Source organism: Variovorax paradoxus (genome assembly GCF_030811855.1).
Lineage (GTDB): Bacteria > Pseudomonadota > Gammaproteobacteria > Burkholderiales > Burkholderiaceae_C > Variovorax > Variovorax paradoxus_L.
This window is the reverse complement of the sequence record NZ_JAUSRN010000007.1, coordinates 66,635-91,617: the sequence shown is the minus strand read 5'-3', so window position 1 is coordinate 91,617 and position 24,983 is coordinate 66,635. Positions and strand designations below refer to the sequence as shown.

The following is a 24,983-nucleotide window of genomic DNA, read 5'->3' as shown; positions in this document are numbered from 1 at the left end:
CCGTGCTGTGCACCGCGGTGCGCGCTCATGCCGCCGCCAGCTTCGAACGCACGAGCCGCGCTTCGCGGATCGGCAGATGCACCAGCGCGGCGCCGGCCGCAAGCGCAATGTCGATGTACCAGACGATGTCGTAGTTGCCAGTGGCCTGGAACACGTAGCCGCCCAGGAACGCACCCAGGAAGCCGCCGATCTGGTGCGCCAGCATCACGATGCCGAACAGCATCGCCATGTTGGCCGGCCCGAACATCTTGGCGACCAAGCCGGCGGTCGGCGGCACGGTCGACAGGAAGGTCACGCCCATCACGGCGGCGAACACCAGCATGACCAAGGTCGTCTTCGGCGCCAGCAGGAACACAAGCACGGCGACGGCGCGCGTGGCATAGACCAGCGATAGCAGAGACTTCATGCGCCAGCGCCCCACGGCCCAGCCCATCGCAAGGCTGCCGACGATGTTGAAGAGCCCGATCATTGCGAGCGCCCAGCCGCCGACTTCCGCCGGCAGCCCGCAGGCCGCGACAACGCCGGGCAAGTGCGTGGCAAGGAAGGCGACGTGAAAGCCGCAGACCAGGAAGCCCAGGCTCAGGTAGCGGAAGCTGGGCGTCGCGAGCGCCTGGCCGATGGCTTGGCGCGCACTCAGCGGCTTTGTGCCCGATGCGGCCGCTGAAGCCGCGGCCATTGCGTTCGAATTGCCCTTGAGCACCCATGCGGCCGGCAGCGCCAGCAGCACCAGCACGCCGAGCCACTGCATGGCGCCGGCCCAGCCCACGGCCGCCGTCAGGCCAACGGCGATCGGCGCCATCGCGAATTGTCCGAAGGAACCGCCGGCATTCACCAAGCCGGTGGCCAGGCCGCGCTTGTTCGCCGGCACCAGGCGCGTGGTAGCGGCCATCAGCACCGAAGGGCCCGCCATGCCGGCGCCGCCGGCGGCGAGCACGCCAATGGCGAAGATCAGGCCCGCCGTGCTCGTCATGAGCGGCGTGATCAGCGTGCCGACGGCCACCAGCAGCACGCCAATGAACACCACGCGCCCGGTTCCGATGCGGTCGGCCACGGCGCCCGCAAAGGGTTGCGTGAGTCCCCACCAGAGCTGCCCGAACGCGAACGCCAGGCTGATGCTGCCGATGCCGAGCGCGGTCGAGGTGTTGAGCGCCGAGAGGAAAAGCCCCATCGTCTGGCGCACGCCCATCGTGAGCGCGAAAGCGCCTGCGGCCGCCAGCAGCACGACCCAGAGCGCATGGCGCTGCAAAAAGGTTTCATTCATCGCGGGCTCCTGTTTGGTCTTCCGGTTGTCCATCGCCCAGCCCTGCGCGCTGCAGCAGTTCCAGGCTCTCATCGAGAATGGCATGCAGCGCCAGCACGCGCTCCGTGCCGAGGATGTCGTTGAGCGCCAGCTGGGCGCCGTGCCACAGGCGCTGCGCCTCGGCGCGCTTATCGCGGCCTGCGTCGGTGATCGCCAGCATGCGGCTGCGCGCATCGGGGCCTTCGGTCTGCACCAGGAAGCCCGCGAACAGCAGGGGCTTGAGGTTGCGCGTGAGCGTGGAGGCGTCGACGTTCATCTCGCGCGCCAGGTCGACCGGGCGCAGCGGCCCAAAATGCAGCACGTGCGAGAGCAGTGAATACTGCGTGGTCTTGAGCCCGCTGGGCGCAACGTGCGCGTCATAGAGGCGCGACGCCAGCCGAGAGAGCCGGCGCAGGCGGAAATTGGTACATCCTTGGGGCTTCAGCTGAGGCTTCAGAGCGGTGTTCATGGTTTCATTGTAGCTACAATGATTGTATATGCAACTATCAAGGATTTTTTCATGAGCGAGCCCCACTCCATCGACGCCTGGATCGCCCAAGAGGCAGAGGTCGTCCAGCGTCTCGAAGCGGGACCCGGCCCTGGCTTGGCACGGTCTGAGCAGATCGCAGGCAAGACCGGGCTCGAAATGATGCAGGCCATGCTGAATGCCGAAATCCCCTATGCCGCCATCGCCAAGACGCTCGACTTCACGCTTTTGTCGGTGAGCCGCGGCGTGGCGGTGTTCCAGGGCACGCCGCTGGCGCAGCACCTGAACCCGCTCGGCACCATCCACGGCGGTTGGATTGCGACGGTGCTCGATTCCGCACTGGGCTGCTCGGTCCACACCATGATGCCGGCCGGCCGCGCCTACACGACGGCCGAGCTGAGCGTGAACTACGTGAGGGCCATCACACCCAAGGTGCAGCGGGTTCGCGCGGAGGGTAAGGTGATCCACTGCGGCCGTCAGCTCGCCACTGCCGAGGCGCGGCTCGTCGGACCCGATGGCACGCTGTACGCGCACGCCACCACCACCTGCCTCGTTTTCGAGATGCCCGCGCCGCGCTGAACCGGGATTTGCCGCCATGCCCTCGACTGCTCCCCACGATCCCACGCTTGCACCTGCCTTCAAGGCCCTGCTCGACGAGCGCTACAGCTGCCGGGGCTACCTGGCGGAGCCGGTCCCGCGCGAAACGATCGATGCCATGCTGCAGCTGGCGCAGCGCACCGCCTCATGGTGCAACTCGCAGCCCTGGCAGGTGATCGTGACCAGCTCCGCAGCCACCGAGCGGCTGCGCCAGGCCTTCGACTCCGACGAAGCCTCTGAAGATGCTGCGTTCGACATCGCACCTCCCGCCGAGTACCGCGGCGTGTACCGCGAGCGCCGGCGCGAATGCGGCTTTCAGCTGTACGAAAGCGTAGGCGTTGCGCGCGGCGACCGCGAGGCCTCGGAGCGGCAGGCGCGGCAGAACTTCCGGTTCTTCGGCGCGCCGCACCTGGCCCTCGTCACCACCGAGGCGCTGCTCGGCACCTACGGTGCGGTGGACTGCGGTGCCTACGTCAACAACTTCGTGCTCGCTGCGCGCAGCCTGGGTGTGGCCAGCATCGCCCAGGCGGCCGTGGCTTCGCGGGCGAAGTTCCTGCATCGCTGGTTCGACATTCCGGACGATCGGCAGGTGGTGTGCGGCATCGCGTTCGGCTACGAGGATCCCTCGCATCCGGCCAATCGCTTCCGTACGACGCGCGCACCGCTGGAGCAGGTTTGCCGCTGGGTGGAGTGAACGCCTAGCGCGGCAGCTTCATCCGGGTAGTCCTTCGCCATGTAAGAGCAAGGACGTAAAAAGCTCCACAAGGGCAGTGATAATGATTCTCATCGTCAGCCACGCGGTTGCGATGCTTTTCCAAAACACGTCTCTGCACCTGGAGGATCCTTCATGACCGACCGCTTCGGCGTCCAAGGCCGCGCTGCCCGCGCACTGATCGGCGTCTCCGCCGCCTGGCTGGCCGCTACCGCCCTGCCCGCCCATGCCGCCAACGACGAACTCACGCTCTACACGACGCGCGAGCCCGCGTTGATCCAGCCGCTGATCACCGCTTTCAGCACGCAGAGCAACATCAAGGTCAACACCGTGTTCGTGAAGGACGGCCTGCTGGAGCGGGTCAAGGCGGAAGGCGCACGCTCGCCGGCCGACGTGCTGATGACGGTGGACATCGGCAACCTGATGGACCTGGTCGATGGCGGCGTGACGCAGCCGGTCAAGTCGGCCGCGCTCGAATCGGCCGTGCCCGCCAACCTGCGCGGCGCCGACGGGCAGTGGTTCGCGCTCTCGCTGCGCGCGCGCGTGCTCTACGCCGACAAGAACCAGCCGCTCACCAGCTTCCGCTATGAAGACCTGGCCAACCCGAAGTGGAAGGGCAAGGTCTGCATCCGCGCGGGCCAGCACCCCTACAACACGGCACTGGTCGCGGCAATGATCGCGCACGACGGCGAGGCCAAGACCGAGCAGTGGCTGCGGGGCGTCAAGGCCAACCTGGCGCGCAAGGCCACGGGCGGCGACCGCGACGTGGCGCGTGACATCTTGGGCGGCATCTGCGACATCGGCCTGGCCAACTCCTACTACGTCGGCCAGATGAAGGGCTCCAAGGAAGGCACCGACGCGCGCAAGTGGGGCGATGCGATCAAGGTGGTCCGCCCGACCTTCGCCAGCGCCAAGAGCGGCGGCACCCACGTCAACATCAGCGGCGCGGCCGTGGCCAAGAACGCGCCGCAGCGCGCCAACGCGGTCAAGCTGCTCGAGTTCCTGGTGTCGGAGCCGGCGCAGTCGTTGTACGCGCAAGCCAATTACGAGTATCCGGTGCGCAAGGGCGTGGCGCTCGACCCGATCATCGGCGAAACCATCGGCGAGCTGAAGGCCGACACGCTGCCGGTGGCCGATATCGCCAAGTACCGCAAGCAAGCCAGCGCACTGGTCGACAAGGTCGGTTTCGACCAGTGATCGAGATTGCCGGGCACGCGTCCACGGTGCCCGAATGCTGATCCCACGGCGCCACTTGCCGGGCCTGCACGCTGCAGGCCCGCTCTGGCGCTCTGCCTCGTTCGCCATCGCCATCGGCGTGCTTGCGCCGGTGCTCACGCTGGCATGGCTGGCATTCGGCTCCGGCGTGGGGCACTGGGGGCCGCTGTTCGCGCACGTGCTGCCGCGCGCCGCCCTCAACACGGCCGTGCTGCTGGCAGGCGTTGGCACGCTGGTGCTGGTGATCGGCACCGGCTGCGCTTGGCTGGTCACGGCCTGCGACTTTCCGGGCCGGCGCGTGCTGCACTGGGCGCTGCTGCTGCCGCTCGCAATGCCGACCTACATCGTCGCCTTCGCCTATCTCGACCTGCTGCACCCGATCGGCCCGGTGCAGGGCGCGATCCGCTGGGCGCTGGGCTTCGACAGCCCCCGCCAGTTCCGCCTGCCCGACTTGCGCTCGATGCCGGGCGCGATCTTCGTGCTCGGCTTCGTGCTCTATCCCTACGTCTACATGACCGCGCGTGCCATGTTCATGACGCAGCCCGCGCACCTGATGGAGGCTGCCCGCACCTTGGGCGAGAGCCGACGGGGCGCGTTCTTTCGCGTGGCGTTACCGCTGGCACGGCCGGCGCTTGCCGTGGGCCTGAGCCTTGCGCTGCTCGAAACGCTGAACGACATCGGCGCCTCGGAATTCCTGGGCATCAACACGCTCACGGTGGCGGTCTACACCACGTGGATCACGCGCTCCGACCTGGCGGGCGCGGCGCAGATCGCCTGCGCGATGCTGTTTGTGGTGGTGGCGCTGGTCTGGCTCGAACGCAACGGCCGCCAGCACCAGCGCTTTGGCTCGGCCCAACGCATGCGCGCCATGCAGCCGCGCCGCCTGCACGGCAGCGCCGCCTGGCTCGCAACCGCCATCGCCACGCTGCCGGTGCTGATCGGTTTCGTGGCGCCGGCCCTCTACCTGGTGTGGGAGAGCGCCAAGCGGCTGCACCAGGGCGGCGGTGTCTCGCATGGCCTGCTGGCAAGTCTCGGCAACACGTTGGCCCTGGCTGCCGGGGTGACGGTGGTGGCGGTAGCGGCGGGATTGGTCGTCGCATGGACGGCACGCAGCCAGGGCTCGCATCCCAGTCGCGCGCGCTGGCAGGCACGCGTGGCCACGCTGGGCTACGCGGTGCCGGGCACGGTCCTCGCCATCGGCCTGCTCACGCCCGCGCTCGCGGTCGACTCGGCGCTGGCCAGCGTGCTCGGCCTGCAGGGCCTGCCGCTCATGGGTGCGGGCATCGTGCTGGTGGTGGCCTGCGCGATTCGCTTCCTCGCCATGCCTGTCGGCGGCATCGAAGCCGGACTTGCGCGCATTCCGCCCGCCATCGAACAAGCCTCGCGCCTGCTGGGCGAGACCAGCGGCGGCACGCTGCGGCGCGTGCACCTGCCGCTACTGCAGCCCGCCATTGCGACCGGTGCGCTGCTGGTTTTTGTCGATGCCATGAAGGAACTGCCCGCCACGCTGCTGCTGCGCCCCGCCAACTTCGACACGCTGGCCACCTGGCTCTATGCCGAGGCCGCTCGCGGCACGTATGAAGAAGGCGCCATTGCCGCCCTTGCCATCGTCGCAGTGGGCCTGCTGCCGGTGATGCTGCTGGCGCGCAATCAACTGGGCACGCCATCGGCGCTGCCCGGCCTGGACAAGACATGAGTTCCCCACTTTTCATCGGATCGATCCAGCTCGCCTATGAGACACCGCGCGGGCTGCACACGGTGTTGAGCGACTTCTCGCTCTCGCTGCCGGCGGGCGACATCGCATGCCTCTTCGGGCCTTCAGGCTGCGGCAAGACGACGGTGCTGCGCGCGATTGCCGGCTTCGAGCCGCTGCGCGCCGGCAGCATCCGTCTGGGTGACGCGTTGCTCTCGTCGACAGAGGTGCACCTGCCGCCGGAGCAGCGGCGCGTGGGCATGATGTTCCAGGAGTACGCACTCTTTCCCCATCTTTCGGCGGGCCGGAACGTGGCCTTCGGCCTTCGCCGTGCGAGCCGTGCGCAGCAGCAGGCGCGCGTGGCCGAGATGCTGGCGCTGGTCGGCCTTGCAGATGCCGGCGAGCGCTTTCCGCATGAGCTCTCGGGCGGCCAACAGCAGCGCATCGCGCTAGCCCGCGCGCTGGCACCCTCGCCCGCACTGCTGCTGCTCGACGAGCCTTTTTCCAATCTCGATGGCGGCACGCGCGAGCGCCTGACGGCGGAGGTGCGCGGCATTCTCAAGCGCGCCGGGCAGACCGCCATCCTGGTCACGCACAACGAGGCCGAGGCCCATGCCATGGCCGACCGTATCGGCGTGATGCACGGGGGCCGGATCACGCACTGGCTGGACACCGCCCAATAGCACAAGGCGCCCATTCGGCGAATGGGCTTTCCGGGAAAAGGTTGTTCGGTGTCGGAAGAATCGCGGCGCTCTCCTTCAACTTTTCTTCTTCGAGAACGCAAACGCCATGTCCAAGCCACTCACCCTCGTCAGCCACCTGCTGTGCCCCTACGTTCAGCGCGCAGCCATCGCGCTGGCCGAAAAGAACGTGCCGTTCGAACGCGTCGTGATCGACCTTGCCAACAAGCCCGATTGGTTCATCGCCATCTCGCCGCTCGGCAAGGTGCCTCTGCTGCGGCTGGCACGGCCCGACGGCAGCGAAGCGGTGCTGTTCGAGAGCAACGTGATCTGCGAGTACCTCGAAGAAACGCAGCCGGGCCCGCGCCTGCATCCGGAAGATCCGCTCACCCGCGCCGAGCACCGCGCGTGGATGGAATTCGGCTCGGCCATCCTCGGCGACCTGTGGGGCTACGAAACCACGCGCGACGCCGAAGTGTTCGAGCAGAAGCGCCTGGCACTCGCCGCCAAGTTCGAGCGCGTCGAAGCCGCGCTGGGTGCGGGACCCTACTTCGCCGGCGCCAACTTCAGTCTGGTCGACGCGGTGTTCGCGCCGATCTTTCGCTACTTCGAGGTGTTCGAAGAAATCAGCAACTCGCACATCTTCGACGCCTTGCCGAAGGTGAATGCATGGCGCCACGCGCTGGCGGTGCGCCCCAGTGTTCAGAGCGCCGTGGTCCCGGAGTATCCGCAGCACCTGCGCGAGTTCTTGCGCAAGCACGAGGCGCACTTGCTCGAGCTAGCGCAATAACGAGAATCGGCATTCCTTCCCCTCACCACAAATACCACGAGATGCGATTTCTCCACACCATGCTGCGCGTCGGCAACCTCCAGCGTTCGATCGACTTCTACACCCAGGTGCTTGGCATGAACCTGCTGCGCACATCGGAGAACCCCGAGTACAAATACAGCCTCGCCTTCCTCGGCTACGGCAACGGCAACCCCGAACAGGCCGAGATCGAACTCACCTACAACTGGGGCACCGAAAGCTACGAGCTCGGCACCGCCTACGGCCACATCGCGCTTGGCGTGCCCGACGCCTATGCCGCCTGCGAGAAGATCAAGGCGGCTGGCGGCAAGGTCACGCGGGAAGCGGGCCCGGTAAAGGGCGGCACCACGGTGATCGCCTTCGTGACCGATCCCGACGGCTACAAGGTCGAATTGATACAAGACAAATCGAAGGTCCAGGGCCAGCCTGGAGCCGGCACGGACGCATTGCGCGCCTCATAGCCCGACTTTGCGGCCTGCGGCCGCTCCTTGCTCGGACGAAGCGGCCCTCAGGAGGGACGCCGTTTAAATGAAGTGCAGCGAATTGAGGATACAAATGATCACCTTTTCGCAGGCGATCGGCATATTCTTTGCTGGTATTTTCTCTGGGTACGGCGCCGATGCTCGATGCTCCGCGCGCCGTTTCCCGAATCCGCAATCAAGCCCCTTTAGAGTTCGGCAAGGCCGTCCACTCGGATGAATCGTCCGGTGGCGCGCCTTCGAACTATTTTCTACCTTTACGCTTCTTTTAAGCGGCCAGCCATTGACCATTCTCAGCATTCGCGGCAAAGCCATTGATCCGGCCATATCGCTCATCATATTTTTGTTTGCCGCCCTGATTGTGGGAGCAATACCTTTTGCTTACCACGACACGGCCGCACAGAATTTTCCTGATGAAGAAACGCTGCTGAGCTTCTTCGGTGCCGACTCATGCCAGATCGCCTCCACGTCGGTGGAGGAACGAAACTCCTACGCATGCAGCGCGTTCCTGCTCGAATCGGTGGGGCTGAGCGCAAAAACGGCTCCGATTGCGGGCGCCCTCCTGAGCGTCTCGCTCACCCTCATACCCATATTTCAATTCAGCCGGATATCTCTCGGCGTTTTTCTCGTTTCCCTGGGATGGGGTTTCATCAGGGCCATTTTTCTTTCGGTCCTTTCAAAGGACATGCTTTCCGCCTGCGTGGTGCTCGTTTCGATCATGGCGGCACAACAAAGCTGGTTCGGGCTCACGTGGTTTTTATCTTCGACGGTCTACGGTTGGGTGGTCAGAAAATACTGGCTGCTGGTCAGCGCCACCTGGCTCGGATTGAGACTCTTAAGAAATCAACTCACCGTATTCAGGCTGTTCGTTGTCATCGTTTTGATTTACATCGCGCTTTCGCTGACGTTCCAGATTGCATTGGGCGCCACGCTGGACTTCGCCCGCGCCGCGGTCAATGAAAACAGAGACGTGGGCGCCGAAGGTTCGCGAACGGTCATCGATGCGGTCATTGCTTCCGACAATGCCATTCTCCAGGCACTCAATGCCACGATCACCTTTTTCCGGCTGGCATTTCCTCTTGAGCTTTTGCGTTTTGGATCGGTCAGCCAGTTGGCATTCATTTCGATCATGCCCTTCACCTTCATCTGGATGGTGCAGGCGATCGTCAAGGGCGTTAAATCCGACAGCAAGAATTTGATCCAGGCCGGCAAGGTCGCGTTGGCGCCGCTGTCCTTTCTCATCATCGAGGGCGTGTTCGAGCCTGATTTCGGCTCGTTCGCCCGGCACTTCGCCATTGTGAGTCCGCTTGTTTTTTCCGCCTTGGCGCTGGTGCAGAAAAGCGAACTGGCGCAGGAAAAGCTGCTGCGGCGCAGGAAGGCCGCCACTTCTACGCCCGCTTCCTCGACGACTCCCGCCGCTGCGGCTTTTGCTCGTCCCCTCGCCGAGGATCGCAGCTCGTGAAGTCTCAATCCATTGCGGTCGACCAGCCCCAGTACGTCGAATCCATCCAGGCAGGGCGAGGCATTGCCGCCCTCCTGGTCGTCATTCACCACGCAGCGCAAAAGGCGCATGCGCTGTCTGGTGGCGCGATTCCCCTGTTCGATTTCGGGATCGTCGGGGTGGACGTCTTCTTCATGATCAGCGGCTTCATCATCTACTTCGTCACCGCCAACAAGACGATGACGCACGTGGAGTTCATGGAAAAGCGGATCGTGAGAGTGTTTCCGCTTTACTGGGGACTCTCGCTGCTGGCGCTGCTCGTCTTCCTCATGGCGCCCAAGCTGATCAACAGCAACGCGAAAGAAGCGACCGATGTCGCCGCATCATTCTTCTTGTGGCCGACCTCTGCGCCCTATCTGGTCAACAACGGCTGGACGCTGACCTACGAGATCATCTTCTACGGGCTGTGGGCACTTGTCGCACTTCCCGTGGCCAAGCCAAGAAACGCGTACATCGCCTGCCTGGTATTAGCCGCCGCATCGTTCATCGGGCTGCTCTCCGGCATCGACCACAAGGTCATGAATTTTTCCTTGTTCGTCGAGTTTGCGTTCGGCGTCGCTATTGGCGTGGCTTTCAAAAAGGGGCTGCTGCGGCAACGCACTCCCTTGTCGATTGTCTTGACCACCGCCGGTGCTTTTCTTGCCTACCTGGCCATTTCGTGGGGCTTCGGAAACAGCGAACTCCGGGGGTTTGCGCTGGCAATCCCGTCGGCCATGATGTTCGTCGGAATCATCATGCTCGGGTCGGTGTGGGCCAAGGCACGCACGATCCTGGCCATTGGGGACAGCTCCTATTCGCTGTACCTTTTTCACCCGTTCATATTGGTGGCCATTCCCATCGCGGTGAAGGCGCTCGGCCTCTCTTCGCCGGCCCAAATTCTCGCCATTGCGGCCGCAGTCTGCGTCGCCTCGTTCTGGGCTTCGCACATGGTGTACAGGTTCGTGGAATTCCCGCTCACCCAGATGATGCGCGGCATGATCAAGTCCGCGAAGTCCCTGGGCGCAGCCAGGGCCAGGTGAGCGCGCTCAGCAGCCCAACAGGTCGGCCAGCTGGTTGATGTCGCGGGCATGCAGGTTGTTCTCGGCGTTGGGAGAAACGTCCTTGGGCTGCGCGCTGCCGAATTCGTGGGGCCGTTCGATGTAGGCGGTCTTGAGGCCGCACACGCGTGCTGCGGCCAGGTCGTCGTGATGCGCCGCGGCCAGCATGACCTGCCCGGGGGTTGCGTCGAACACGCCCGCCACGCCCAGGTAGGTGCGCGGGTCGGGCTTGTAGGCCTTGAACACCTCGGCCGAGAGCACGCAGTCCCAGGGCAGCCCGGCGCGCTTGGCCATTTCGGTGAGCAGGCCGATGTTGCCGTTGGAGAGCGTGCAGATGGTGAACTTGCTCTTCAGGCGCGTGAGCCCCTCGACCGCATCGGGCCAGGCAGGCAGCCGGTGCCAGGCGCGGCTCAGGTGGCGCTTGGCGGCGGTATCGAGTTGCCCAGTCAGGCCGAAATCGTGCAGCACCTGCTCGAGCATGCTCAGGTGCAGTTCGTCCAGCAGCGTAAAGCCGCCCTCGCCCGCCGCGATGCGCTCCATCACGGACTTCATCGCGGGCAAATAGCCGGCGCGCCAGGCCAGGGCGAAGGTGGCGCCATCGACACCCGGCAACGCAAGCTCGGCCTCGGCAGCAATGCCGCTGTGCCAATCGACCACGGTGCCGAAAACGTCGAACGCGATGACCTTCAGGTCGCTCGCGTCGAAATCCGCGCGCATGGTCAGCGCGGCAGCTGGCTCGCTGCGCGTGCCAGTTGCTCGATCAGCGCCCAGTTGCCATCGCGGATCGCGTCGGTCGGCACGATCCATGAGCCGCCCACGCAGGCCACGTTCGTGAGCGCAAGAAATTCGGCCGCATTGCCGGCGTGGATGCCGCCGGTGGGGCAGAAAGTGACGTCGCCGAACGGCCCTTGCCACGCCTTGAGCATGGGCAAGCCGCCCGCCTGCAGCGCCGGGAAGAACTTGAGCTCGGTGTAGCCGTCTTCCTGCGCCATCATGATCTCGCTGCCGGTCGCCACGCCGGGCAGCAATGGCAGGCCGAGGTCGTGGCAGGCCTTGCCGACCGCGCGCGTGTAGCCCGGGCTCACGCCAAACTTGGCGCCGGCCAACGCCGAGGCCTGCGCATCGGCGGCGCTGCGGATGGTGCCCGCGCCGGCCACGGCATCGGGCACGTCCCGCGCAATGGCTTCGATGCATTCGAGCGCCTGCGGCGTGCGCAGCGTGACTTCGAGCATGCGAATGCCGCCCGCCACCAGCGCGCGCGCCAACGGCACGGCATGTTTGACGTCGTGCAGCACGATGACCGGGATGACCGGTGCGTCGCGCATGACCTCGAGCGCGGTGAGTTTGTTGTTTTCTACAGCCATGAGCAGGCTCCTTCTTCAGCGGTCAATGCATTGCGCCGCATGCCGGCGAACAGTTCGCGGCCGAGGCCGTGGCCGTCGGCGATGCGCTTGGCTTCGGGCAGCGTAGCAGTCTCGCGCTCGGCCCATTCGTCGTCGGGCACCAGCACGGCCAGCGTACCCGCCACGGCATCGAGGCGGATCACGTCGCCGTCGCGCACCTTGGCGAGTGGCCCGCCGGCGGCGGCTTCGGGCGACACATGGATGGCGGCGGGCACCTTGCCCGAGGCGCCGCTCATGCGGCCGTCGGTGACAAGCGCCACGCGGAAGCCCTTGCCCTGCAGCACCGAGAGCGGCGGCGTGAGCTTGTGCAGCTCGGGCATGCCATTGGCCTGCGGGCCCTGCCAGCGCACCACGCACACCACGTCGCGCTCGAGCTCGCCGGCCGTGAAGGCCTGGTGCAGCGCGGCCTGCGAATCGAACACGCGCGCTGGCGCTTCGATCACGTGGCGGTCGTCGGGCACCGAAGACACCTTGATCACGCTGCGCCCCAGGTTGCCGTTGAGCAGCTTCAGGCCGCCGGTGGCGCTGAAGGGGCTCTCCACGGGCCGCGCAACGGCGTCGTCCTTCGACGGTGAGGCGGACTCCCAGACCAGGCGCTTGTCCTCGCCCAGGGACGGCACATTCGAAAATTCGCGGATGCCACCGGCACGCACGGTCAGCACGTCGGCATGCATCAGCCCCGCGTCGAGCAGTTCGCCGATCACGAAGCCCGGGCCGCCCGCGGCCTGGAACGCGTTCACGTCGGCGCTGCCGTTGGGGTAGACGCGCGTGAGCAGCGGAATCACGTCGGACAGGCGCGAGAAGTCGTCCCAGTCGATCACGATGCCGGCCGAGCGCGCCACGGCCACCCAGTGGATCAGGTGGTTGGTGGAACCGCCTGTGGCCAAGAGCGCCACCATGGCGTTGACGATGCAGCGCTCGTCGACCATCTCGCCGATGGGAGGGCAATTGAATTTCGCTTCGCTTGCCTTGCCCAGCACTGTGCGAACCGCCTCACGCGTCAGCGTTTCGCGCATCGCGTCGCCGGGCTGGATGAAGGCGGTGCCGGGCACATGCAGACCCATGGCCTCGAGCAGCATCTGGTTGCTGTTGGCGGTGCCGTAGAAGGTGCAGGTGCCCACAGTGTGATAGGCCGCCATCTCGGCGTCGAGCAGGCCCTGCCGGCCCACCAGGCCCTGCGCCGCCTGCTCGCGCACCTTGGATTTCTCGCCATTCGACAAGCCAGAGGGCATGGGGCCGGCGGGCACGAACACCGTCGGCAAATGCCCGAAATGCAGCGCGCCGATCAAGAGGCCAGGCACGATCTTGTCGCACACGCCCAAAAGCAGCGCGCCATCGAACATGTCGTGCGTGAGCGCCACCGCGGTGCCCATGGCGATCACGTCGCGGCTGAAGAGGCTCAGCTCCATGCCGGGTGTGCCTTGGGTCACGCCGTCGCACATGGCCGGCACGCCGCCGGCCACCTGCGCGGTGGCACCGAGGCTGCGCGCCTCCTGCTTGATGATGTCCGGGTAGCTCTGGTACGGCGCGTGGGCCGAGAGCATGTCGTTGTAGGCGGTGACGATGCCGATGTTGGGTGCGCGCTCGGTCACCACCCTGAACTTGTCGTTGGCCGGGATGCCTGCCACGGCGTGCGCCACGTTGGCGCAGCCCATGCGATCGGAGCCCCGGTCGCGGTTGCGGATTTCTCTCAGGCGCTCGAGGTACGCGCTGCGCGGCCCCCGGCTGCGTTCGCGAATGCGATCGGTAACGTCAAGGACGGTGGGATGTGTGCTCATGGGGATGTGTTCGGTCGCGTGGCCGGCCTGTCGGCACTGTCGCTTTCGCGACCTTCGACTCGGAAGTCAATGGTACCAAGACACCGGGGAGCGGACCGATGGAAATCCACCACCCCGGCGATACGGATTTACCATCGGCGCGCATCGAGCGGGCACGGGCAAGGCCCGTCAGTCGACCAGCTTGACCTCGACGCGGCGCGCCTCGGCGTTGTTGCCTGACCCCGCCGTGACCTCGGGCCTCTGCAGATCGACCTTGCCGGCCGGCACGCCCAACCCCACCAGCACGTCGCGCACGGTTTCGGCGCGCTTCTTGGCAAGCTGCTCGTTGACGGTCGCGTCGCCAGTGGTGTCGTGGAAGCCGGAGACCACCGCCTTGCGGCCGCTCTCCACGCCCTTGATGACCGCGGCCAGCGCCTCGGCCGCACCGGGCGCGAGATCGGCGCTGCCGGTGGCGAAGTAGAAGTTCACCACGCCGTTGGCCACGCGGATGCTCGCGCCGTCGGGGATCACGACCGTCACCGTCTCGGTCACTTCGGCCACCGTGGTGGTGGGTGCCGGCGCCGCGGGCGCTGCTGCAGCAGGTGCAGCAGCTGCGACAGCGGGCCTTCCGTTGGCCGGCGCCGCCGAGTGCCCCTTGTGCCACACCGCGATGCCCACAACGAAGAAGATCACCAGCGCAATCAATGCCAGGAGAAATCCGAGGATGAAATTTTGCTGGCTGTCGTCGTCACTCATGAGGGGGCGTACTCCGTATGAAAGTAGAGGTCGGTAAATAATGGTGCGGTGAACCATGATCACGAAATTGTAGGCGCCGCCCCTTCCGGACCGTTGCCAGACCCAGGGCCGCCGGGCCTGGACCCGATGCCCAGGCCGCTGCGCGACCCGCAGCCGATGCTCGAACAGGCCATTGCCGACTGGGGTGGCCGCGAGGATCTGTGGCTATTCGGCTATGGCTCGCTCATCTGGCGCCCGGAGTTCGACTTTGTCGAGCGTCGGACGGCCTGGGTGCACGGGTGGCATCGGGCACTGAAGATGTGGAGCCGCATCAACCGCGGCAGCGTGCAGACGCCCGGTCTCGTCTTCGGGCTGCTCTCGGGCGGCAGTTGCCGCGGCATGGTGTTCCGGGTGCCTTCGGCGCACGGCCTGGATACGCTGAAGAGGCTTTGGCTGCGCGAGATGCCGACCGGCGTGTACGACCCGAGGTGGCTGAAGTGCAACACGCCCGAAGGACCCGTGCGCGCGCTGGCCTTCACTCTGTCCAGGCGCAGCCCCAACTTCACCGGCGAGCTCAGCGACGACCGCTACCGCCACATCTTTACGCATGCCGTGGGGCGCTACGGCAGCTCGCTCGACTACGCGCGCCAGACCTTGCTGGAGCTGCGCCGGCATTCGATCCACGACGCGGCGCTGGCGCGGCTGGTTGCGCTGGCGCACGAGAAGCAGGAACAGCAGGAGCAGCAGGAGCAGCAAGCGGAAGAGGAGCGGAAAAAGCAGTCCGGCGCGGCCGCCGATTGCGGTATGCCGCCGGGTCCGGTATATGTTCCGGGGTCTCCGAGTCCATCTTCCAAAAAGGAATAAACATGAACCATCGCCTTTTCGCCGCCACCGGCACCGCTCTTCTCGCCGGCGCCCTGCTTTCCGCCTGCGGCGGCATGAGCAGCATGATGGGAGGCAAGCCGAGCGCGGCCGCCGAACTGATGCCGACCGCGGCGATCTCGCCCAACCCGACTCGCGGCACGGTGACCTTCACCGCGCTGGACCATGGCGTGCGCATCGCCGGCGAAGTGCGCGGCCTCGCGCCAGGCAGCGAGCATGGCTTCCACATTCATGAAAAGGGCGACTGCGGCGACAACGGCAATGCCTCGGGCGGCCACTTCAATCCCGCCGGCGGCACGCATGGCAAATTCGGCGCCGCGGGCAGCCATGCCGGCGAACTGCCGAGCCTGGTGGCCGACGCCAGCGGCGTGGCGCGCTTCAGCGTCGACGACCACGCCATCTCGCTGACCGAAGGCGCCCCCAACAACGTGGTGGGTCGCGCGCTCGTGGTGCACCGCGACCGCGATGATTTCACGACCCAGCCAGCCGGCAACTCCGGCCCGCGCACCGCCTGCGCCGTGATCGCGCGGCGTTGATCGGCTAGCGGGGTCGCTCGGCCGAGCGCTCCCGCCACAGGGCTTCGGCCCGCGCCAGGGCCTCAGGCGTATCGATGTCGGTCACGATGCCGACGTCGTCGACCACCAGGTCGGCCACCGCATCGATGGCGCGCATTGCCTTCAGGACCGGCGCCGCGCCAAAGTTTCCACGCAGCGCCGCAAGCTGGGCCCGGCAGCCGGCCGAAAAGCCCACCGGATGTCCGCGCTCGCCCTGGTACTGGGGCTGCGCCGCGCAGACACGGCCGGTGAGCGCCGCGGCCACCACGCGCAATGTCTCAGGGCGCACCAGCGGCAGGTCGCCTGGCAGGATCAGCCAGCCCGCGGCCTCGGGCGTGGCGCGCACCGCAGCGGCAATCGAATCGCCCATGCCCGGATGCCCAGCGTCTTCGAGCCGCCATGGCAGGCCGCTGGCGCGGACGGCATCGAGCGTGCGTTCGAGCAGCGGCTTGCCCGCGAGCGGCGCCTGCAGCTTGGAGCCCTTTCCGCCGGCCGCGATGAAACGCTCGCCGCGGCCCGAAGCCAGCACAATCACCACCGGGGAATTCGCCTTTGTCGCCATGCGCCGAGTATGTGCGCGGAATGCCCGGCCTGCCGCACGGCGGCGCATGCGCAACAATGCCGCCATGACTTCTTCTGCACCCACCAACGAAACGCTGGCCGCGCTGCGCAAGAGCTACGAGCGCGCCGAGCTCGGCGAAACCCACAGCGCAGACGATCCGCTGAAGCAATTCGAGCGCTGGCTCGGCGAAGCCATCGATGCGCAGGTGCCCGAGCCCAACGCAATGACGCTATGCACCGTGGCCAGCGACCTGAGGCCTTCGAGCCGCATCGTGCTCATCAAGGGCTTTGATGCGCGCGGCATCGTCTGGTACACCAACTACGAAAGCCGCAAGGCCCGCGAGCTCTCGGGCAATCCGTATGCGGCCCTGCAGTTCCACTGGGTCGAGCTCGAGCGCGTGGTGCGCATCGAGGGCCGCGTGGAAAAAACCAGCGCCGAGGAAAGCGACGCCTACTTTGCGAGCCGCCCGCTCGATTCACGCATCGGCGCGTGGGCCAGCCCGCAGAGCGAAGTGATCAGCGGACGCGACGTGCTGGTGAAGAACGCGGCCGTCGCAGCCGCCAGGCACCTGCTCTCGCCGCCGCGCCCGCCGCACTGGGGCGGCTATCGCCTCGTGCCGGATCGGTGGGAATTCTGGCAGGGCCGCAAGAGCCGGCTGCACGACCGACTGCGCTACCGGCTCGAAGACGCCGCGTGGGTGCGTGAACGCCTCGCGCCCTGAATTTTCGTCAAGCCTCGCAGCCGACGACCTTGAACTCGACGCGCCGGTCGAGCGCATCGCTTGCATCGTCGGCACCCGTGCCCACGATGTTCTCGCGGAAACCCATGCCGGACTCGCGCAGCTTCTTCGACAACGGCGGCGCCTCGCCCACCAGCCGGGTCTTCACGCTGACCGCACGCTGCAGCGACAGCCGCTCGTTGACCGACTCCGAACCGGTGCGGCTCGTATGGCCCGTGACCACCACGCATGAGTCGATCTGTGCGGCCTGGCGCGCAATCTGGCGCAGCCACATCGGATAGGCGGCGCTGATCTTCGGGTCCGCCAAAAAGTCGGTCGAGCCCGGCTTGAAGAGGAACTTCACGCTCAGGTTGTTGGTTTCCAGCCCGAGCCGCGCGATGGTGCCGAAGGTCTTCTCCGCTTCCGCGGTGCGGCCGAGCTGGGCCTGCGTGAGATACAGCCCGCTGTAGATGCGCAGCTGCTGGCCGTCGGACCGGCGCGAGGCGGCTTCGTAGCGGCTGAGCGCTTCGCTCATGCGGCCAGCCTCGTATGCGGCCGTGGCTTCTTGCAGCACGGTCGACGTGGGCAGACGTTCCAGGTACAGCGCGTCGGCCGCCTGGCCCGGCTGCGTTTCGGCGGTGCGAATATAGCCTTCCACACCGCGGTCTTTGCCGTTCACGGGACTGTCGCGAAAGAAGGCCGTGGGCCGCGTGTCGAGCGTGGCATCGCTGATGCGCGCCACCGATTGCGCGATGACCACGCCGCTCTTGATCTCGGTCAGCGCCAGGTTCAGGCGGTAGCGCCCGTCGGCCGCGTCCTTGTCGCGCACCAGCGTGCCGTTGAGCACGTATTGCGCGCGCTCGATCTCGGCATTGTTGAACGGTGTGACCGTGAACTGCTTGAACTGCGACTGCATGCGCTGGACGATGCGCTGCTCGGCCACGCGCGTGACTTCGGTCTGCTGGCCGCTCGAGCCCTCGAGCAGCGGATCGATCACGATGCGGCTCTGCTTGATCGTCGACTCCACCTTGGCCAGGAAGGCCGGCAGCTTCTGGGTCTGCACGATCAGGTCGTCCACCGCCTGGTTGACAGCCTGCTCGAAGGGTACAGCGTTACCCGGTGCCGGCCGGTGCGCGCACGCAGCGGCAAGCACGGCGGCGCACAGCGCCAGCACGCGCAGCGCCGTGCGAATGGGGCGGGTGGTGTTCGTCATCATCAGCATTGACTCCTCAATATCTTCATGTCTTCGTCCGAGAGCGGCTCGCCGACCGCCGCGCGCATGTTGATCTCGCTGCAGCGCCTGGAGGGCGGCGGCCGTTTGGAGGCTGCGGCTTTCTCCATCTCCGCCGCGGGCGGCGATGGCGGCTGCACAGCCACTGCAACAGCCTGTGGTCTGGGCTTGGCGTTCGGCCGCGCGGCGGCGACAGGTGCAGGCTTGGCTTCCGCCTCTGTTGGCTTCGCCGGCGCTGCTGGCGGTGTTGGTGTCGACTCGCGCGGCACCGCGGCCGAAAGGCAGGGCGTCCGGCACGGTTTGGTGTCGGCCACCGCCGGCAAGGCAGCACAGCACAGCACGATCACCATCGCGATCGGCGCCATGACGGAAAACGGCGAAGACCGCGCCTGGTAAATCATCAGCGGGCAAATGTAGAGCGGCAGGCGCCGCTCGCCATCTCGCCAAACGGCCACCCTGCCGAACGGCATAGACGCCGCGTTGCGGATCCGCAGACGCTTCGTTAGCGCGAAAGGCTTATGAAGAACTCAGGGAAGCCACTGCACCAGCGTCATCACCAAGGTCAGCGTGGCCAGCGCGAGCACCGTCGACATCGCGACGCTCGCTGTCACCAGGTCTTCGGCCGTGCGATAGCGCTGCGAAAAGAGAAAGACGTTGGCGCCAATGGGCAACGCCGCCGCCACCACCATCACGGTGAGCGGAATGCCGCGCACGCCCAGCAGCCAGCCGATGCCCGCCACCAGCAGCGGATGCAGCAAGTTCTTCACCAGCGACTGCACCATGGCGCCGCGCCAGTGCCGGCCGATGGGCGTGAGTGCAAGCGTGATGCCCACCATCACGAGCGCGACGGGACCAAAGGCCTGCCCGAGCAGCATGATCGGCTTGTCGATGGATTCGGGCATCACGAGCCCCGTCTGCGCGAACAGCAGCCCCGCAATGATCGGCAGCGGCACCGGGTGGATGATCGCGTTGCGCAGCGCACGCAGCACGGTGCGCGCCATGGGGCGCTTTGCTTCGCCGCTCACCGCCGCGTGCTCGCGCGCCACGGCCAGTTCCAGCACCACCGTCGCGCTGGTCAGAAGCACCAGCGAATGCAGCGAGATCAGCGTGAGCAGCACCACCATGCCCTGCTCGCCATAGGCGAGGCCGACCAGCACGATGCCGATCATCACGGTGTTGCTGTAGGTGTTGGCCAGCGCAATGACGGCGGCCGTGCGGTTGAAGCCGCGCAGCGCCAGCGTGGCCGCGAACAGCAGGCCCGACGCAATGAAGTACGCCGCCACCGGCTTCAGGCTCAGCTCTTGCACGTGCACCGTGCTCATGGCGCGAAACAGCAGCGCGGGCGCCAGCAAGAGGAAGATCAGGTTCGAAAGATCCTTGACGGCGTTGCCGCCGATCCAGCGGCGCCGGCCGGCCAGGTAGCCCGCGGCAATGAGAAAAACGACGGGAAGCAGGGAAGAGATGACGATCGAATTCACCCGCCGAGGATAGCCTCTTGCCTGCTCCTTCCTCCCGCCGATGGCGGAAGGAAGAAGCAGGACCGGTGCCTTAGAACGTCACGCGCAGGCCCACCTTCAGCGAACGCCCCGGCAGTGGCGCGTTCGGGTACACCGTCGTCGTCAGGATCGACGTCGGGCTGTAGGCCAGCTTGTTCGTGATGTTGTCGACTCGCGCATACCAGGTGAGATTGGCGCGCTGCACCTTCATGCGATAGGAAATCGAAGCGTTCCACAGCGTGTAGGCATCGGTCTCGCGCGCGCCGACGCTCGGCACATGGCGCTGCGCAGCGTTGTAGTCGAAGCCGAAGCGCGCGCTCCATGGGCCGTTGCCATACGCCAGCGTTGCGCCGGCGCGGAACGGCGCGATGCGCGGCAGCGGCTCGCCGGTGTCGAGGTTCTTCGCACGCACCACGTCGCCGCGCCACTCCAGATCGAGCGTCGAGGCATCGGCCATGCGCGCGAAGCCTTCGGTGCCCAGAAGGCGCAGGTTGCCGCTGGCCTCGATGCCGGTGAAGCGCGCGCGCACACCGCTGTAGAGGTATTCGGCCAGCGTGTCGGTCGCCGCGGGGTCGGTCACCACCTGGCCTTCTTCATCGAGGGTGCGGCCCGAAGCCGTCAGGCCGATGTAGTTGCGAAACTGCGTGACGTAAGCATTGACGCGAGCCGTGTTGGCGCCCGACTTCCACTGCGCACCAAGATCGAAGCCGGTCGACTTCTCTTTCTTCAGGTCCGGATTGCCGACCTCCCAGGCGGCCGTTGCCACGTGCGGTCCGTTGGCGAGCAGCTCGTAATCTTTCGGCGCCCGCTCGGTGTAGGCGAGGTTCGATGTGAGCTGCCATTGCGGCGTCAGGTTGACCAGCGCACCCAAGGCCGCGCTGTGCGGGTTGAAGGTGCGCTCGCCAACGGCAAAGCGCGTCACCGTCGGGTCGTCCGGATAGCCGAGCGACGTGACGCGGACCTTCTCGGTGCGCGCGCCAAAGCTCAGACGGCCCCACGAAGTGCCGAGTTCTTCATACATGAACAGCGCGTTGGAGCGGGTGCGGCTGTGCGGCGCAAAGGCTTCCTCGCCATCGGCGGCAAAGCGGTTGCTTTCGCTCGAGAAGCCGACCAGGCCCTCGAAGTTGCCGATCTTGCGATGACGCGCCTCGATGCGCAGGTCGTTGCTCATGTTCGAGAACGTGGTGCCGGCTTCGCCGCCTTCATATTCCGTGTGGCGATAGTTGGTGTGACTGGCTTTGACGTGAACGGTGCTGATGATGCCGCCCGGACGCCACTCGCCTTCGAGCGCATAGCGGTCGGACTTCATGCCGATGGTCACGTCGTCTTCGGCTACAGTGCCGTAGTTGCTGCGGTAGGTGCTGGCCGAGGCGCCGATATAGCCCTGGTCGAAGAACAGCGTGCCGCCTACCGCGCCGCCATGCGCCTCGTTGGCCGAGTTGCAGATCTTGCGCGCCATCCAGGGGCGTCCGGGCTTGCTGCATTCCAGGTCGATGGGCACCGAGACATCCTTGGAGTCGCGGTTGAACGCGTCGACGTGCAGCGCAAAACGGTCATTGCCGCCCTCGAGCACCACGCCGCCGTTCTTCTCCTTGTTGCCGGTCGAAAAGCCCAGGTCGGCGCGGCCGCCGAAACCGTTGATGGGCTCGGTCGGAATGCGGTTGTCGATCACGTTGACCACGCCGCCCACGGCGCTGCCGCCGTACTGCAGCGCCGAAGGCCCGCGCAGCACCTCGACGCGCTCGGTGACCAGCGCATCCACCGGCACGGCATGGTCGTAGCTCAACGCCGAAGCGTCAGGGGCGCCGCCGCCGTTCTGCAGGATGCGGATGCGGTCGCCGTCCTGGCCGCGGATGATCGGCCGGCTGGCGTTGGGGCCGAAGTAGCTGCTGCTCACGCCAGGCAGGTTGTTGAGCGTTTCGCCCAGGGTCGATTCGGAGCGCATCAGGAGCTTGTCGCCCGACAGCGTGGTGGTGGGCGCGATCAGCTCGCTGGCGCCCAACGGATTGCCGGTGACGGCGATCTCCGGCAGGGTGGCCGCTGCGGCCGCGTCGGCGGGTTGCGCCTGGGGTGCCGGCTGGGCCTGGGCCATGCTCGCAAAGGAGGCGAGCGAAAGAACGGCAGCGCCAATGGCGTTGCGACGGAAATTGGGAATCATGAATGAGCACTCGTTGAATCAAGGGACGATCTGCCGCCACCCGCAAAGGCGGGTGGCGGCAACCGGAACACGGAAAGATTCAGCGAGTGGAAGGCGGGCCGCGCGCGTCGAACAGCGCAACCCAGCGGGCGATGGCCTCGCCCTGCAGATAGGCAAAGGTGGCCGACGGCATCAGCACCGGCAGCACCATCATGGGAACGCCCAATGCGCCCGAGCCGTGCGACAGCTGGTCGTAGAGCCGGCATTCGGCATCGGAGTGGTTGCCGAACAGGCCGGCGAGGCCGCGGGCGACCGCATGCCCGTGCGCGCCGTCCGGGTGAGCGGACTGGGCCGTTGCATCGGCAAGCGCATGAGCACCGGTATGGGCATGTACCAGGCCGGGCACGTGCAGCGTGCTGTGCATCAGCCCCAGCGTGCCCGCGAACCACAGCGCCACCGCCAGCGCGACGGCGATCGCCCGGGTCGACAGGATCGACCGGTTTGCCGTGGAGCTGAGTGCGAGGTGCATGAAAAGCAGGCCTGGGGAGCGATCAGCCCTTGACCCGCGACGCGAACGTCTTCTGGAACTTCTCGACCTTGGGGCCGACCACGAAGGCGCAGTAGCCCTGGTTCGGGTTGTTCAGGAAATAGTCCTGGTGATAGGCCTCGGCCGCCGAGTAGTTGGCGAGCGGCGCCACCTCGGTGACGATGGGCGAGCTATAGGTCTTGCTCGCCTCGATCTCGCGGATGACCTCTTGCGCCACCTGCTTCTGCGCATCGTCGGTCACATAAATGCCGCTGCGGTACTGCGTGCCGGCGTCGTTGCCCTGGCGATTCAGGGTCGTGGGGTCATGCACCACGAAGAAAATCTCGAGAATTTCGCGCAGGCTGATGATGGCGGGGTCGAATTCGACCTTCACCACTTCCGCATGCCCGGTCCGGCCAGTGCAGACCTGCTCATAGCTAGGATTCACCGTCTGGCCGTTGCAATAGCCCGATTCGACGTCCACCACCCCCTGCACGCGGTCGAACACGGCCTCGGTGCACCAGAAGCAGCCCCCGCCGAGCACGACGGTTTCAGTGGGCGACGGTGAAGAAGACATAGGCTGCTCCGGCAGGTGGGAAAAAGGCGAACCCGATATTGTCGCGGCTTGACGGCCCGGATGCCGGTCACTACATTACTAACCCGTCAGTCATTAATCTCATGCCCACGCCCCGCTTCCTTGCCGACAAGCTCTGCCCGGTGCGCTCCAAACGCGAGCGCCGCAAGGAGGCGCGCCCCGGCGAGCTCTTGGCGGCAGCGCTCGACCTGTTCGTCGAAAAAGGCTTTGCCGCCACCCGCTCCGAGGAAGTCGCGGCCCGCGCGGGGGTCTCCAAGGGCACCCTCTTTCTTTATTTTCCGAGCAAGGAAGAGCTCTTCAAGGCCGTGGTTGTCGAGAACCTCAGCGGCCGCTTCTCCGAGTGGAACGACGAGTTCGAGGCCTTCGAGGGCACCACCGCCGACATGCTGCGCTACTGCATGCGCGTCTGGTGGGAACGGGTCGGCATGACCAAGGCTTCGGGGCTGACCAAGCTCATGATGAGTGAAGGCGCCAATTTCCCCGAGTTGGCCGAGTTCTACCGCCAGGAGGTGATCCGTCCCGGCCATACGCTGCTGCGGCGCATCTTGCAGCGCGGGATCGACCGCGGGGAATTCGCGCCGGTGGACGTCGACCATGCCATCTACGCCGTGATCGCGCCCATGATGTTCCTGATGCTGTGGAAGCATTCGGCCATGGTCTGCGTCGACGAGCACGCCCCGCTCGACCCCGAAAAATACCTTGCGACGCAGGCGGAGACCGTGCTCTACGGCCTCACGCGGCCGCCAGGAGCCGCGGCATGACGCGCAACAAATGGATGGCAGGCCACCCGCGGGCCGGGGCCGGGCAACCTAAAATTGAAGGTTTGTCCTGAGTCCCACAAGGTAAAGCCCCCAATGAACCCGACCCCCACCCTCGAGCGCTTGCGCTTCAACATGATCGAGCAGCAGATCCGGCCCTGGGATGTGCTCGACCTGGAAATTCTCGACCTCCTGGCCAGTATCCGGCGCGAAGACTACGTGCCGCCCCAGCATCGCACGCTGTCCTTTTTCGACATGGAGCTTCCGCTGGGCGACGGCTCCGTTCCCGGCCAGGTGATGCTCTCGCCCAAGGTCGAAGCTCGCATGCTGCAAGACCTGCACGTGCAAAAGCACGAGTCGGTGCTCGAGATCGGCACCGGATCGGGCTTCATGGCCGCCCTGCTCGCCCATCGCGCGGCCCAGGTGCTGTCGCTCGAGATCGACCCCGTGCTGGCCGCCCGCGCCGCCGAAACGCTGCGCCAGAACGGCGTGGCCAATGTCGAGGTGCGCAACGCCGACGGCGCCGTGCCACTGCCGAGCGGCCCGAGCTTCGACGTGATCGTGCTCAGCGGCTCCGTGGCGCGCATTCCGCAGAACCTGATCGGCTCGCTCAAGGTGGGCGGCCGCCTTGCCGCCATCGTGGGCGACGAGCCGATGATGCGCGCCCACTTCGTCACCCGCACCACGGAAAGCAAGTGGGACACCATCCAGCCGTGGGACACCGTGGCTCCGCGGCTGCTCAACTTCCCCGAGCCTTCGCGCTTCTCGTTCTGAACGGGCACCACCGCATGATCGATCAAGTCCGCCCCAACGACCTGGCCGCCTGGTTTGCGCAGAACCCCAGCGCGGCGCCCGTGCTGCTCGACGTGCGCGAACCATGGGAACTGCAGACGGCCAGCGTCACTCCGCAGGGCTTCACGCTGGTCGCCATTCCAATGAACGAGATTCCGGCGCGGCTTTCGGAACTCGAAGAAGGCCAACGCGTTGCTTGCCTGTGCCATCACGGCGCGCGCAGCCAGCGCGTGGCGGCCTTCCTGAGCCAGAACGGCTTTGCCGAGGTGGCCAACGTGGCCGGCGGCATCGACGCCTGGTCCGCACTGCACGACCCCGCCGTGCCGCGCTACTGATTCTTTCTCCCAAG

Annotated in this window: 28 protein-coding genes; 16 read left to right on the top strand and 12 right to left on the bottom strand. The window is 66.3% G+C overall.

The features are described from left to right. Positions 1-25: 25 nt before the first annotated feature. Positions 26-1,261 (bottom strand): MFS transporter, encoded by a 1,236-nt coding sequence (locus J2X92_RS14890; protein ID WP_307576743.1) that lies wholly within the window; start codon positions 1,259-1,261, stop codon positions 26-28. Beyond that, complete coding sequence (locus J2X92_RS14885) at positions 1,254-1,748, bottom strand: MarR family winged helix-turn-helix transcriptional regulator (protein WP_307576742.1); 495 nt, start codon at positions 1,746-1,748, stop codon at positions 1,254-1,256. The genes J2X92_RS14890 and J2X92_RS14885 overlap by 8 nt, the downstream gene beginning before the upstream one ends. A 51-nt stretch (positions 1,749-1,799) precedes the next feature. Here J2X92_RS14885 and J2X92_RS14880 point away from each other — a divergent pair, with 51 nt between their 5' ends. From J2X92_RS14880 to J2X92_RS14840, 9 genes are all read left to right on the top strand, one after another. Then, positions 1,800-2,345 carry a PaaI family thioesterase gene (locus tag J2X92_RS14880; RefSeq protein ID WP_307576741.1) on the top strand — a complete coding sequence of 182 codons (546 nt, stop codon included), beginning with the start codon at positions 1,800-1,802 and terminating at the stop codon, positions 2,343-2,345. 16 nt (positions 2,346-2,361) lie between these two features. Beyond that, positions 2,362-3,057, top strand: coding sequence for a nitroreductase (locus J2X92_RS14875; RefSeq protein WP_307576740.1), 696 nt, complete (start codon positions 2,362-2,364; stop codon positions 3,055-3,057). Positions 3,058-3,210: 153 nt separating this feature from the next. Further along, positions 3,211-4,272 carry a Fe(3+) ABC transporter substrate-binding protein gene (locus J2X92_RS14870; protein ID WP_307576739.1) on the top strand — a complete coding sequence of 354 codons (1,062 nt, stop codon included), beginning with the start codon at positions 3,211-3,213 and terminating at the stop codon, positions 4,270-4,272. A gap of 34 nt (positions 4,273-4,306) precedes the next feature. Then, a complete protein-coding gene (locus J2X92_RS14865; RefSeq protein WP_307576738.1) occupies positions 4,307-5,986 on the top strand; it encodes an ABC transporter permease in 1,680 nt (559 codons plus the stop codon). Beyond that, complete coding sequence (locus J2X92_RS14860; protein ID WP_307576737.1) at positions 5,983-6,666, top strand: ABC transporter ATP-binding protein; 684 nt, start codon at positions 5,983-5,985, stop codon at positions 6,664-6,666. Before J2X92_RS14865 ends, J2X92_RS14860 begins: the two co-directional genes overlap by 4 nt. A 106-nt stretch (positions 6,667-6,772) precedes the next feature. Beyond that, complete coding sequence (locus J2X92_RS14855; protein WP_307576736.1) at positions 6,773-7,453, top strand: glutathione S-transferase family protein; 681 nt, start codon at positions 6,773-6,775, stop codon at positions 7,451-7,453. 41 nt (positions 7,454-7,494) lie between these two features. After that, positions 7,495-7,932, top strand: a complete 438-nt coding sequence (gloA, locus tag J2X92_RS14850) for a lactoylglutathione lyase (protein ID WP_307576735.1) — start codon at positions 7,495-7,497, stop codon at positions 7,930-7,932. Positions 7,933-8,233: 301 nt separating this feature from the next. Then, positions 8,234-9,412 (top strand): hypothetical protein, encoded by a 1,179-nt coding sequence (locus tag J2X92_RS14845; protein WP_307576734.1) that lies wholly within the window; start codon positions 8,234-8,236, stop codon positions 9,410-9,412. Then, complete coding sequence (locus J2X92_RS14840; protein WP_307576733.1) at positions 9,409-10,470, top strand: acyltransferase family protein; 1,062 nt, start codon at positions 9,409-9,411, stop codon at positions 10,468-10,470. Before J2X92_RS14845 ends, J2X92_RS14840 begins: the two co-directional genes overlap by 4 nt. A gap of 6 nt (positions 10,471-10,476) precedes the next feature. On the opposite strand, the gene J2X92_RS14835 is transcribed toward J2X92_RS14840, so the two are convergent. The 4 genes from J2X92_RS14835 to J2X92_RS14820 form a co-directional block, all read right to left on the bottom strand. Beyond that, positions 10,477-11,205: a haloacid dehalogenase type II gene (locus tag J2X92_RS14835; RefSeq protein WP_307576732.1), complete on the bottom strand. Its 729-nt coding sequence runs from the start codon at positions 11,203-11,205 to the stop codon at positions 10,477-10,479. 2 nt (positions 11,206-11,207) lie between these two features. Then, positions 11,208-11,852 carry a bifunctional 4-hydroxy-2-oxoglutarate aldolase/2-dehydro-3-deoxy-phosphogluconate aldolase gene (gene eda, locus J2X92_RS14830; RefSeq protein ID WP_307576731.1) on the bottom strand — a complete coding sequence of 215 codons (645 nt, stop codon included), beginning with the start codon at positions 11,850-11,852 and terminating at the stop codon, positions 11,208-11,210. Beyond that, positions 11,843-13,669 (bottom strand): phosphogluconate dehydratase, encoded by a 1,827-nt coding sequence (edd, locus tag J2X92_RS14825; protein WP_307576730.1) that lies wholly within the window; start codon positions 13,667-13,669, stop codon positions 11,843-11,845. The genes eda and edd overlap by 10 nt, the downstream gene beginning before the upstream one ends. Positions 13,670-13,837: 168 nt before the next feature. Further along, entirely contained in the window at positions 13,838-14,404 is a 567-nt protein-coding gene (locus J2X92_RS14820; RefSeq protein ID WP_307576729.1) for an OmpA family protein, read from the bottom strand. Between the two features lie 126 nt (positions 14,405-14,530). On the opposite strand from J2X92_RS14820, the gene J2X92_RS14815 reads away from it, so the two are divergent. Both J2X92_RS14815 and J2X92_RS14810 read left to right on the top strand, forming a co-directional pair. Further along, complete coding sequence (locus J2X92_RS14815) at positions 14,531-15,247, top strand: gamma-glutamylcyclotransferase (RefSeq protein WP_307576728.1); 717 nt, start codon at positions 14,531-14,533, stop codon at positions 15,245-15,247. Positions 15,248-15,249: 2 nt separating this feature from the next. Next, positions 15,250-15,801: a superoxide dismutase family protein gene (locus J2X92_RS14810; RefSeq protein WP_307576727.1), complete on the top strand. Its 552-nt coding sequence runs from the start codon at positions 15,250-15,252 to the stop codon at positions 15,799-15,801. A 4-nt stretch (positions 15,802-15,805) separates the two neighbouring features. Here the strand turns inward: J2X92_RS14810 and J2X92_RS14805 are convergent, their stop codons facing one another. Next, entirely contained in the window at positions 15,806-16,381 is a 576-nt protein-coding gene (locus J2X92_RS14805) for a nucleotidyltransferase family protein (RefSeq protein ID WP_307576725.1), read from the bottom strand. Between the two features lie 46 nt (positions 16,382-16,427). On the opposite strand from J2X92_RS14805, the gene pdxH reads away from it, so the two are divergent. Next, positions 16,428-17,102, top strand: a complete 675-nt coding sequence (gene pdxH, locus J2X92_RS14800) for a pyridoxamine 5'-phosphate oxidase (protein ID WP_307576724.1) — start codon at positions 16,428-16,430, stop codon at positions 17,100-17,102. A 7-nt stretch (positions 17,103-17,109) separates the two neighbouring features. Here pdxH and J2X92_RS14795 read toward each other — a convergent pair whose 3' ends face one another. Beyond that, complete coding sequence (locus J2X92_RS14795; RefSeq protein WP_373424845.1) at positions 17,110-18,315, bottom strand: OmpA family protein; 1,206 nt, start codon at positions 18,313-18,315, stop codon at positions 17,110-17,112. 24 nt (positions 18,316-18,339) lie between these two features. Here J2X92_RS14795 and J2X92_RS14790 point away from each other — a divergent pair, with 24 nt between their 5' ends. Further along, positions 18,340-18,726, top strand: a complete 387-nt coding sequence (locus J2X92_RS14790; protein WP_307576723.1) for a hypothetical protein — start codon at positions 18,340-18,342, stop codon at positions 18,724-18,726. A 131-nt stretch (positions 18,727-18,857) separates the two neighbouring features. Here the strand turns inward: J2X92_RS14790 and J2X92_RS14785 are convergent, their stop codons facing one another. The 4 genes from J2X92_RS14785 to msrA form a co-directional block, all read right to left on the bottom strand. Beyond that, a complete protein-coding gene (locus J2X92_RS14785) occupies positions 18,858-19,808 on the bottom strand; it encodes an AEC family transporter (protein ID WP_307576722.1) in 951 nt (316 codons plus the stop codon). Between the two features lie 70 nt (positions 19,809-19,878). After that, positions 19,879-21,984: a TonB-dependent receptor gene (locus J2X92_RS14780; protein WP_307576721.1), complete on the bottom strand. Its 2,106-nt coding sequence runs from the start codon at positions 21,982-21,984 to the stop codon at positions 19,879-19,881. 79 nt (positions 21,985-22,063) lie between these two features. Further along, on the bottom strand, positions 22,064-22,492 hold the full coding sequence (locus tag J2X92_RS14775; protein ID WP_307576720.1) for a hypothetical protein: 429 nt from the start codon (positions 22,490-22,492) through the stop codon (positions 22,064-22,066). Positions 22,493-22,514: 22 nt separating this feature from the next. After that, positions 22,515-23,066 (bottom strand): peptide-methionine (S)-S-oxide reductase MsrA, encoded by a 552-nt coding sequence (gene msrA / locus J2X92_RS14770; RefSeq protein ID WP_307576719.1) that lies wholly within the window; start codon positions 23,064-23,066, stop codon positions 22,515-22,517. 101 nt (positions 23,067-23,167) lie between these two features. Here msrA and J2X92_RS14765 point away from each other — a divergent pair, with 101 nt between their 5' ends. The 3 genes from J2X92_RS14765 (at position 23,168) to J2X92_RS14755 (ending at position 24,969) form a co-directional block, all read left to right on the top strand. Then, entirely contained in the window at positions 23,168-23,845 is a 678-nt protein-coding gene (locus J2X92_RS14765) for a TetR/AcrR family transcriptional regulator (protein WP_307576718.1), read from the top strand. Positions 23,846-23,938: 93 nt separating this feature from the next. Then, complete coding sequence (locus tag J2X92_RS14760) at positions 23,939-24,616, top strand: protein-L-isoaspartate O-methyltransferase family protein (protein WP_307576717.1); 678 nt, start codon at positions 23,939-23,941, stop codon at positions 24,614-24,616. 14 nt (positions 24,617-24,630) lie between these two features. Continuing rightward, positions 24,631-24,969, top strand: coding sequence for a rhodanese-like domain-containing protein (locus J2X92_RS14755; protein WP_307576716.1), 339 nt, complete (start codon positions 24,631-24,633; stop codon positions 24,967-24,969). Positions 24,970-24,983 lie beyond the last annotated feature (14 nt).

Bases quoted from the DNA above. Each gene is read 5' to 3' on its own strand.
- J2X92_RS14890 (WP_307576743.1), bottom strand. From the start codon at position 1,261: ATGAATGAAACCTTTTTGCAGCGCCATGCGCTCTGGGTCGTGCTGCTG.
- J2X92_RS14885 (WP_307576742.1), bottom strand. From the start codon at position 1,748: ATGAACACCGCTCTGAAGCCTCAGCTGAAGCCCCAAGGATGTACCAAT.
- J2X92_RS14880 (WP_307576741.1), top strand. From the start codon at position 1,800: ATGAGCGAGCCCCACTCCATCGACGCCTGGATCGCCCAAGAGGCAGAG.
- J2X92_RS14875 (WP_307576740.1), top strand. From the start codon at position 2,362: ATGCCCTCGACTGCTCCCCACGATCCCACGCTTGCACCTGCCTTCAAG.
- J2X92_RS14870 (WP_307576739.1), top strand. From the start codon at position 3,211: ATGACCGACCGCTTCGGCGTCCAAGGCCGCGCTGCCCGCGCACTGATC.
- J2X92_RS14865 (WP_307576738.1), top strand. From the start codon at position 4,307: ATGCTGATCCCACGGCGCCACTTGCCGGGCCTGCACGCTGCAGGCCCG.
- J2X92_RS14860 (WP_307576737.1), top strand. From the start codon at position 5,983: ATGAGTTCCCCACTTTTCATCGGATCGATCCAGCTCGCCTATGAGACA.
- J2X92_RS14855 (WP_307576736.1), top strand. From the start codon at position 6,773: ATGTCCAAGCCACTCACCCTCGTCAGCCACCTGCTGTGCCCCTACGTT.
- gloA (WP_307576735.1), top strand. From the start codon at position 7,495: ATGCGATTTCTCCACACCATGCTGCGCGTCGGCAACCTCCAGCGTTCG.
- J2X92_RS14835 (WP_307576732.1), bottom strand. From the start codon at position 11,205: ATGCGCGCGGATTTCGACGCGAGCGACCTGAAGGTCATCGCGTTCGAC.
- eda (WP_307576731.1), bottom strand. From the start codon at position 11,852: ATGGCTGTAGAAAACAACAAACTCACCGCGCTCGAGGTCATGCGCGAC.
- edd (WP_307576730.1), bottom strand. From the start codon at position 13,669: ATGAGCACACATCCCACCGTCCTTGACGTTACCGATCGCATTCGCGAA.
- J2X92_RS14820 (WP_307576729.1), bottom strand. From the start codon at position 14,404: ATGAGTGACGACGACAGCCAGCAAAATTTCATCCTCGGATTTCTCCTG.
- J2X92_RS14815 (WP_307576728.1), top strand. From the start codon at position 14,531: ATGCCCAGGCCGCTGCGCGACCCGCAGCCGATGCTCGAACAGGCCATT.
- J2X92_RS14810 (WP_307576727.1), top strand. From the start codon at position 15,250: ATGAACCATCGCCTTTTCGCCGCCACCGGCACCGCTCTTCTCGCCGGC.
- J2X92_RS14805 (WP_307576725.1), bottom strand. From the start codon at position 16,381: ATGGCGACAAAGGCGAATTCCCCGGTGGTGATTGTGCTGGCTTCGGGC.
- pdxH (WP_307576724.1), top strand. From the start codon at position 16,428: ATGCGCAACAATGCCGCCATGACTTCTTCTGCACCCACCAACGAAACG.
- J2X92_RS14795 (WP_373424845.1), bottom strand. From the start codon at position 18,315: ATGATGACGAACACCACCCGCCCCATTCGCACGGCGCTGCGCGTGCTG.
- J2X92_RS14790 (WP_307576723.1), top strand. From the start codon at position 18,340: ATGTCTTCGTCCGAGAGCGGCTCGCCGACCGCCGCGCGCATGTTGATC.
- J2X92_RS14780 (WP_307576721.1), bottom strand. From the start codon at position 21,984: ATGATTCCCAATTTCCGTCGCAACGCCATTGGCGCTGCCGTTCTTTCG.
- J2X92_RS14775 (WP_307576720.1), bottom strand. From the start codon at position 22,492: ATGCACCTCGCACTCAGCTCCACGGCAAACCGGTCGATCCTGTCGACC.
- msrA (WP_307576719.1), bottom strand. From the start codon at position 23,066: ATGTCTTCTTCACCGTCGCCCACTGAAACCGTCGTGCTCGGCGGGGGC.
- J2X92_RS14765 (WP_307576718.1), top strand. From the start codon at position 23,168: ATGCCCACGCCCCGCTTCCTTGCCGACAAGCTCTGCCCGGTGCGCTCC.
- J2X92_RS14760 (WP_307576717.1), top strand. From the start codon at position 23,939: ATGAACCCGACCCCCACCCTCGAGCGCTTGCGCTTCAACATGATCGAG.
- J2X92_RS14755 (WP_307576716.1), top strand. From the start codon at position 24,631: ATGATCGATCAAGTCCGCCCCAACGACCTGGCCGCCTGGTTTGCGCAG.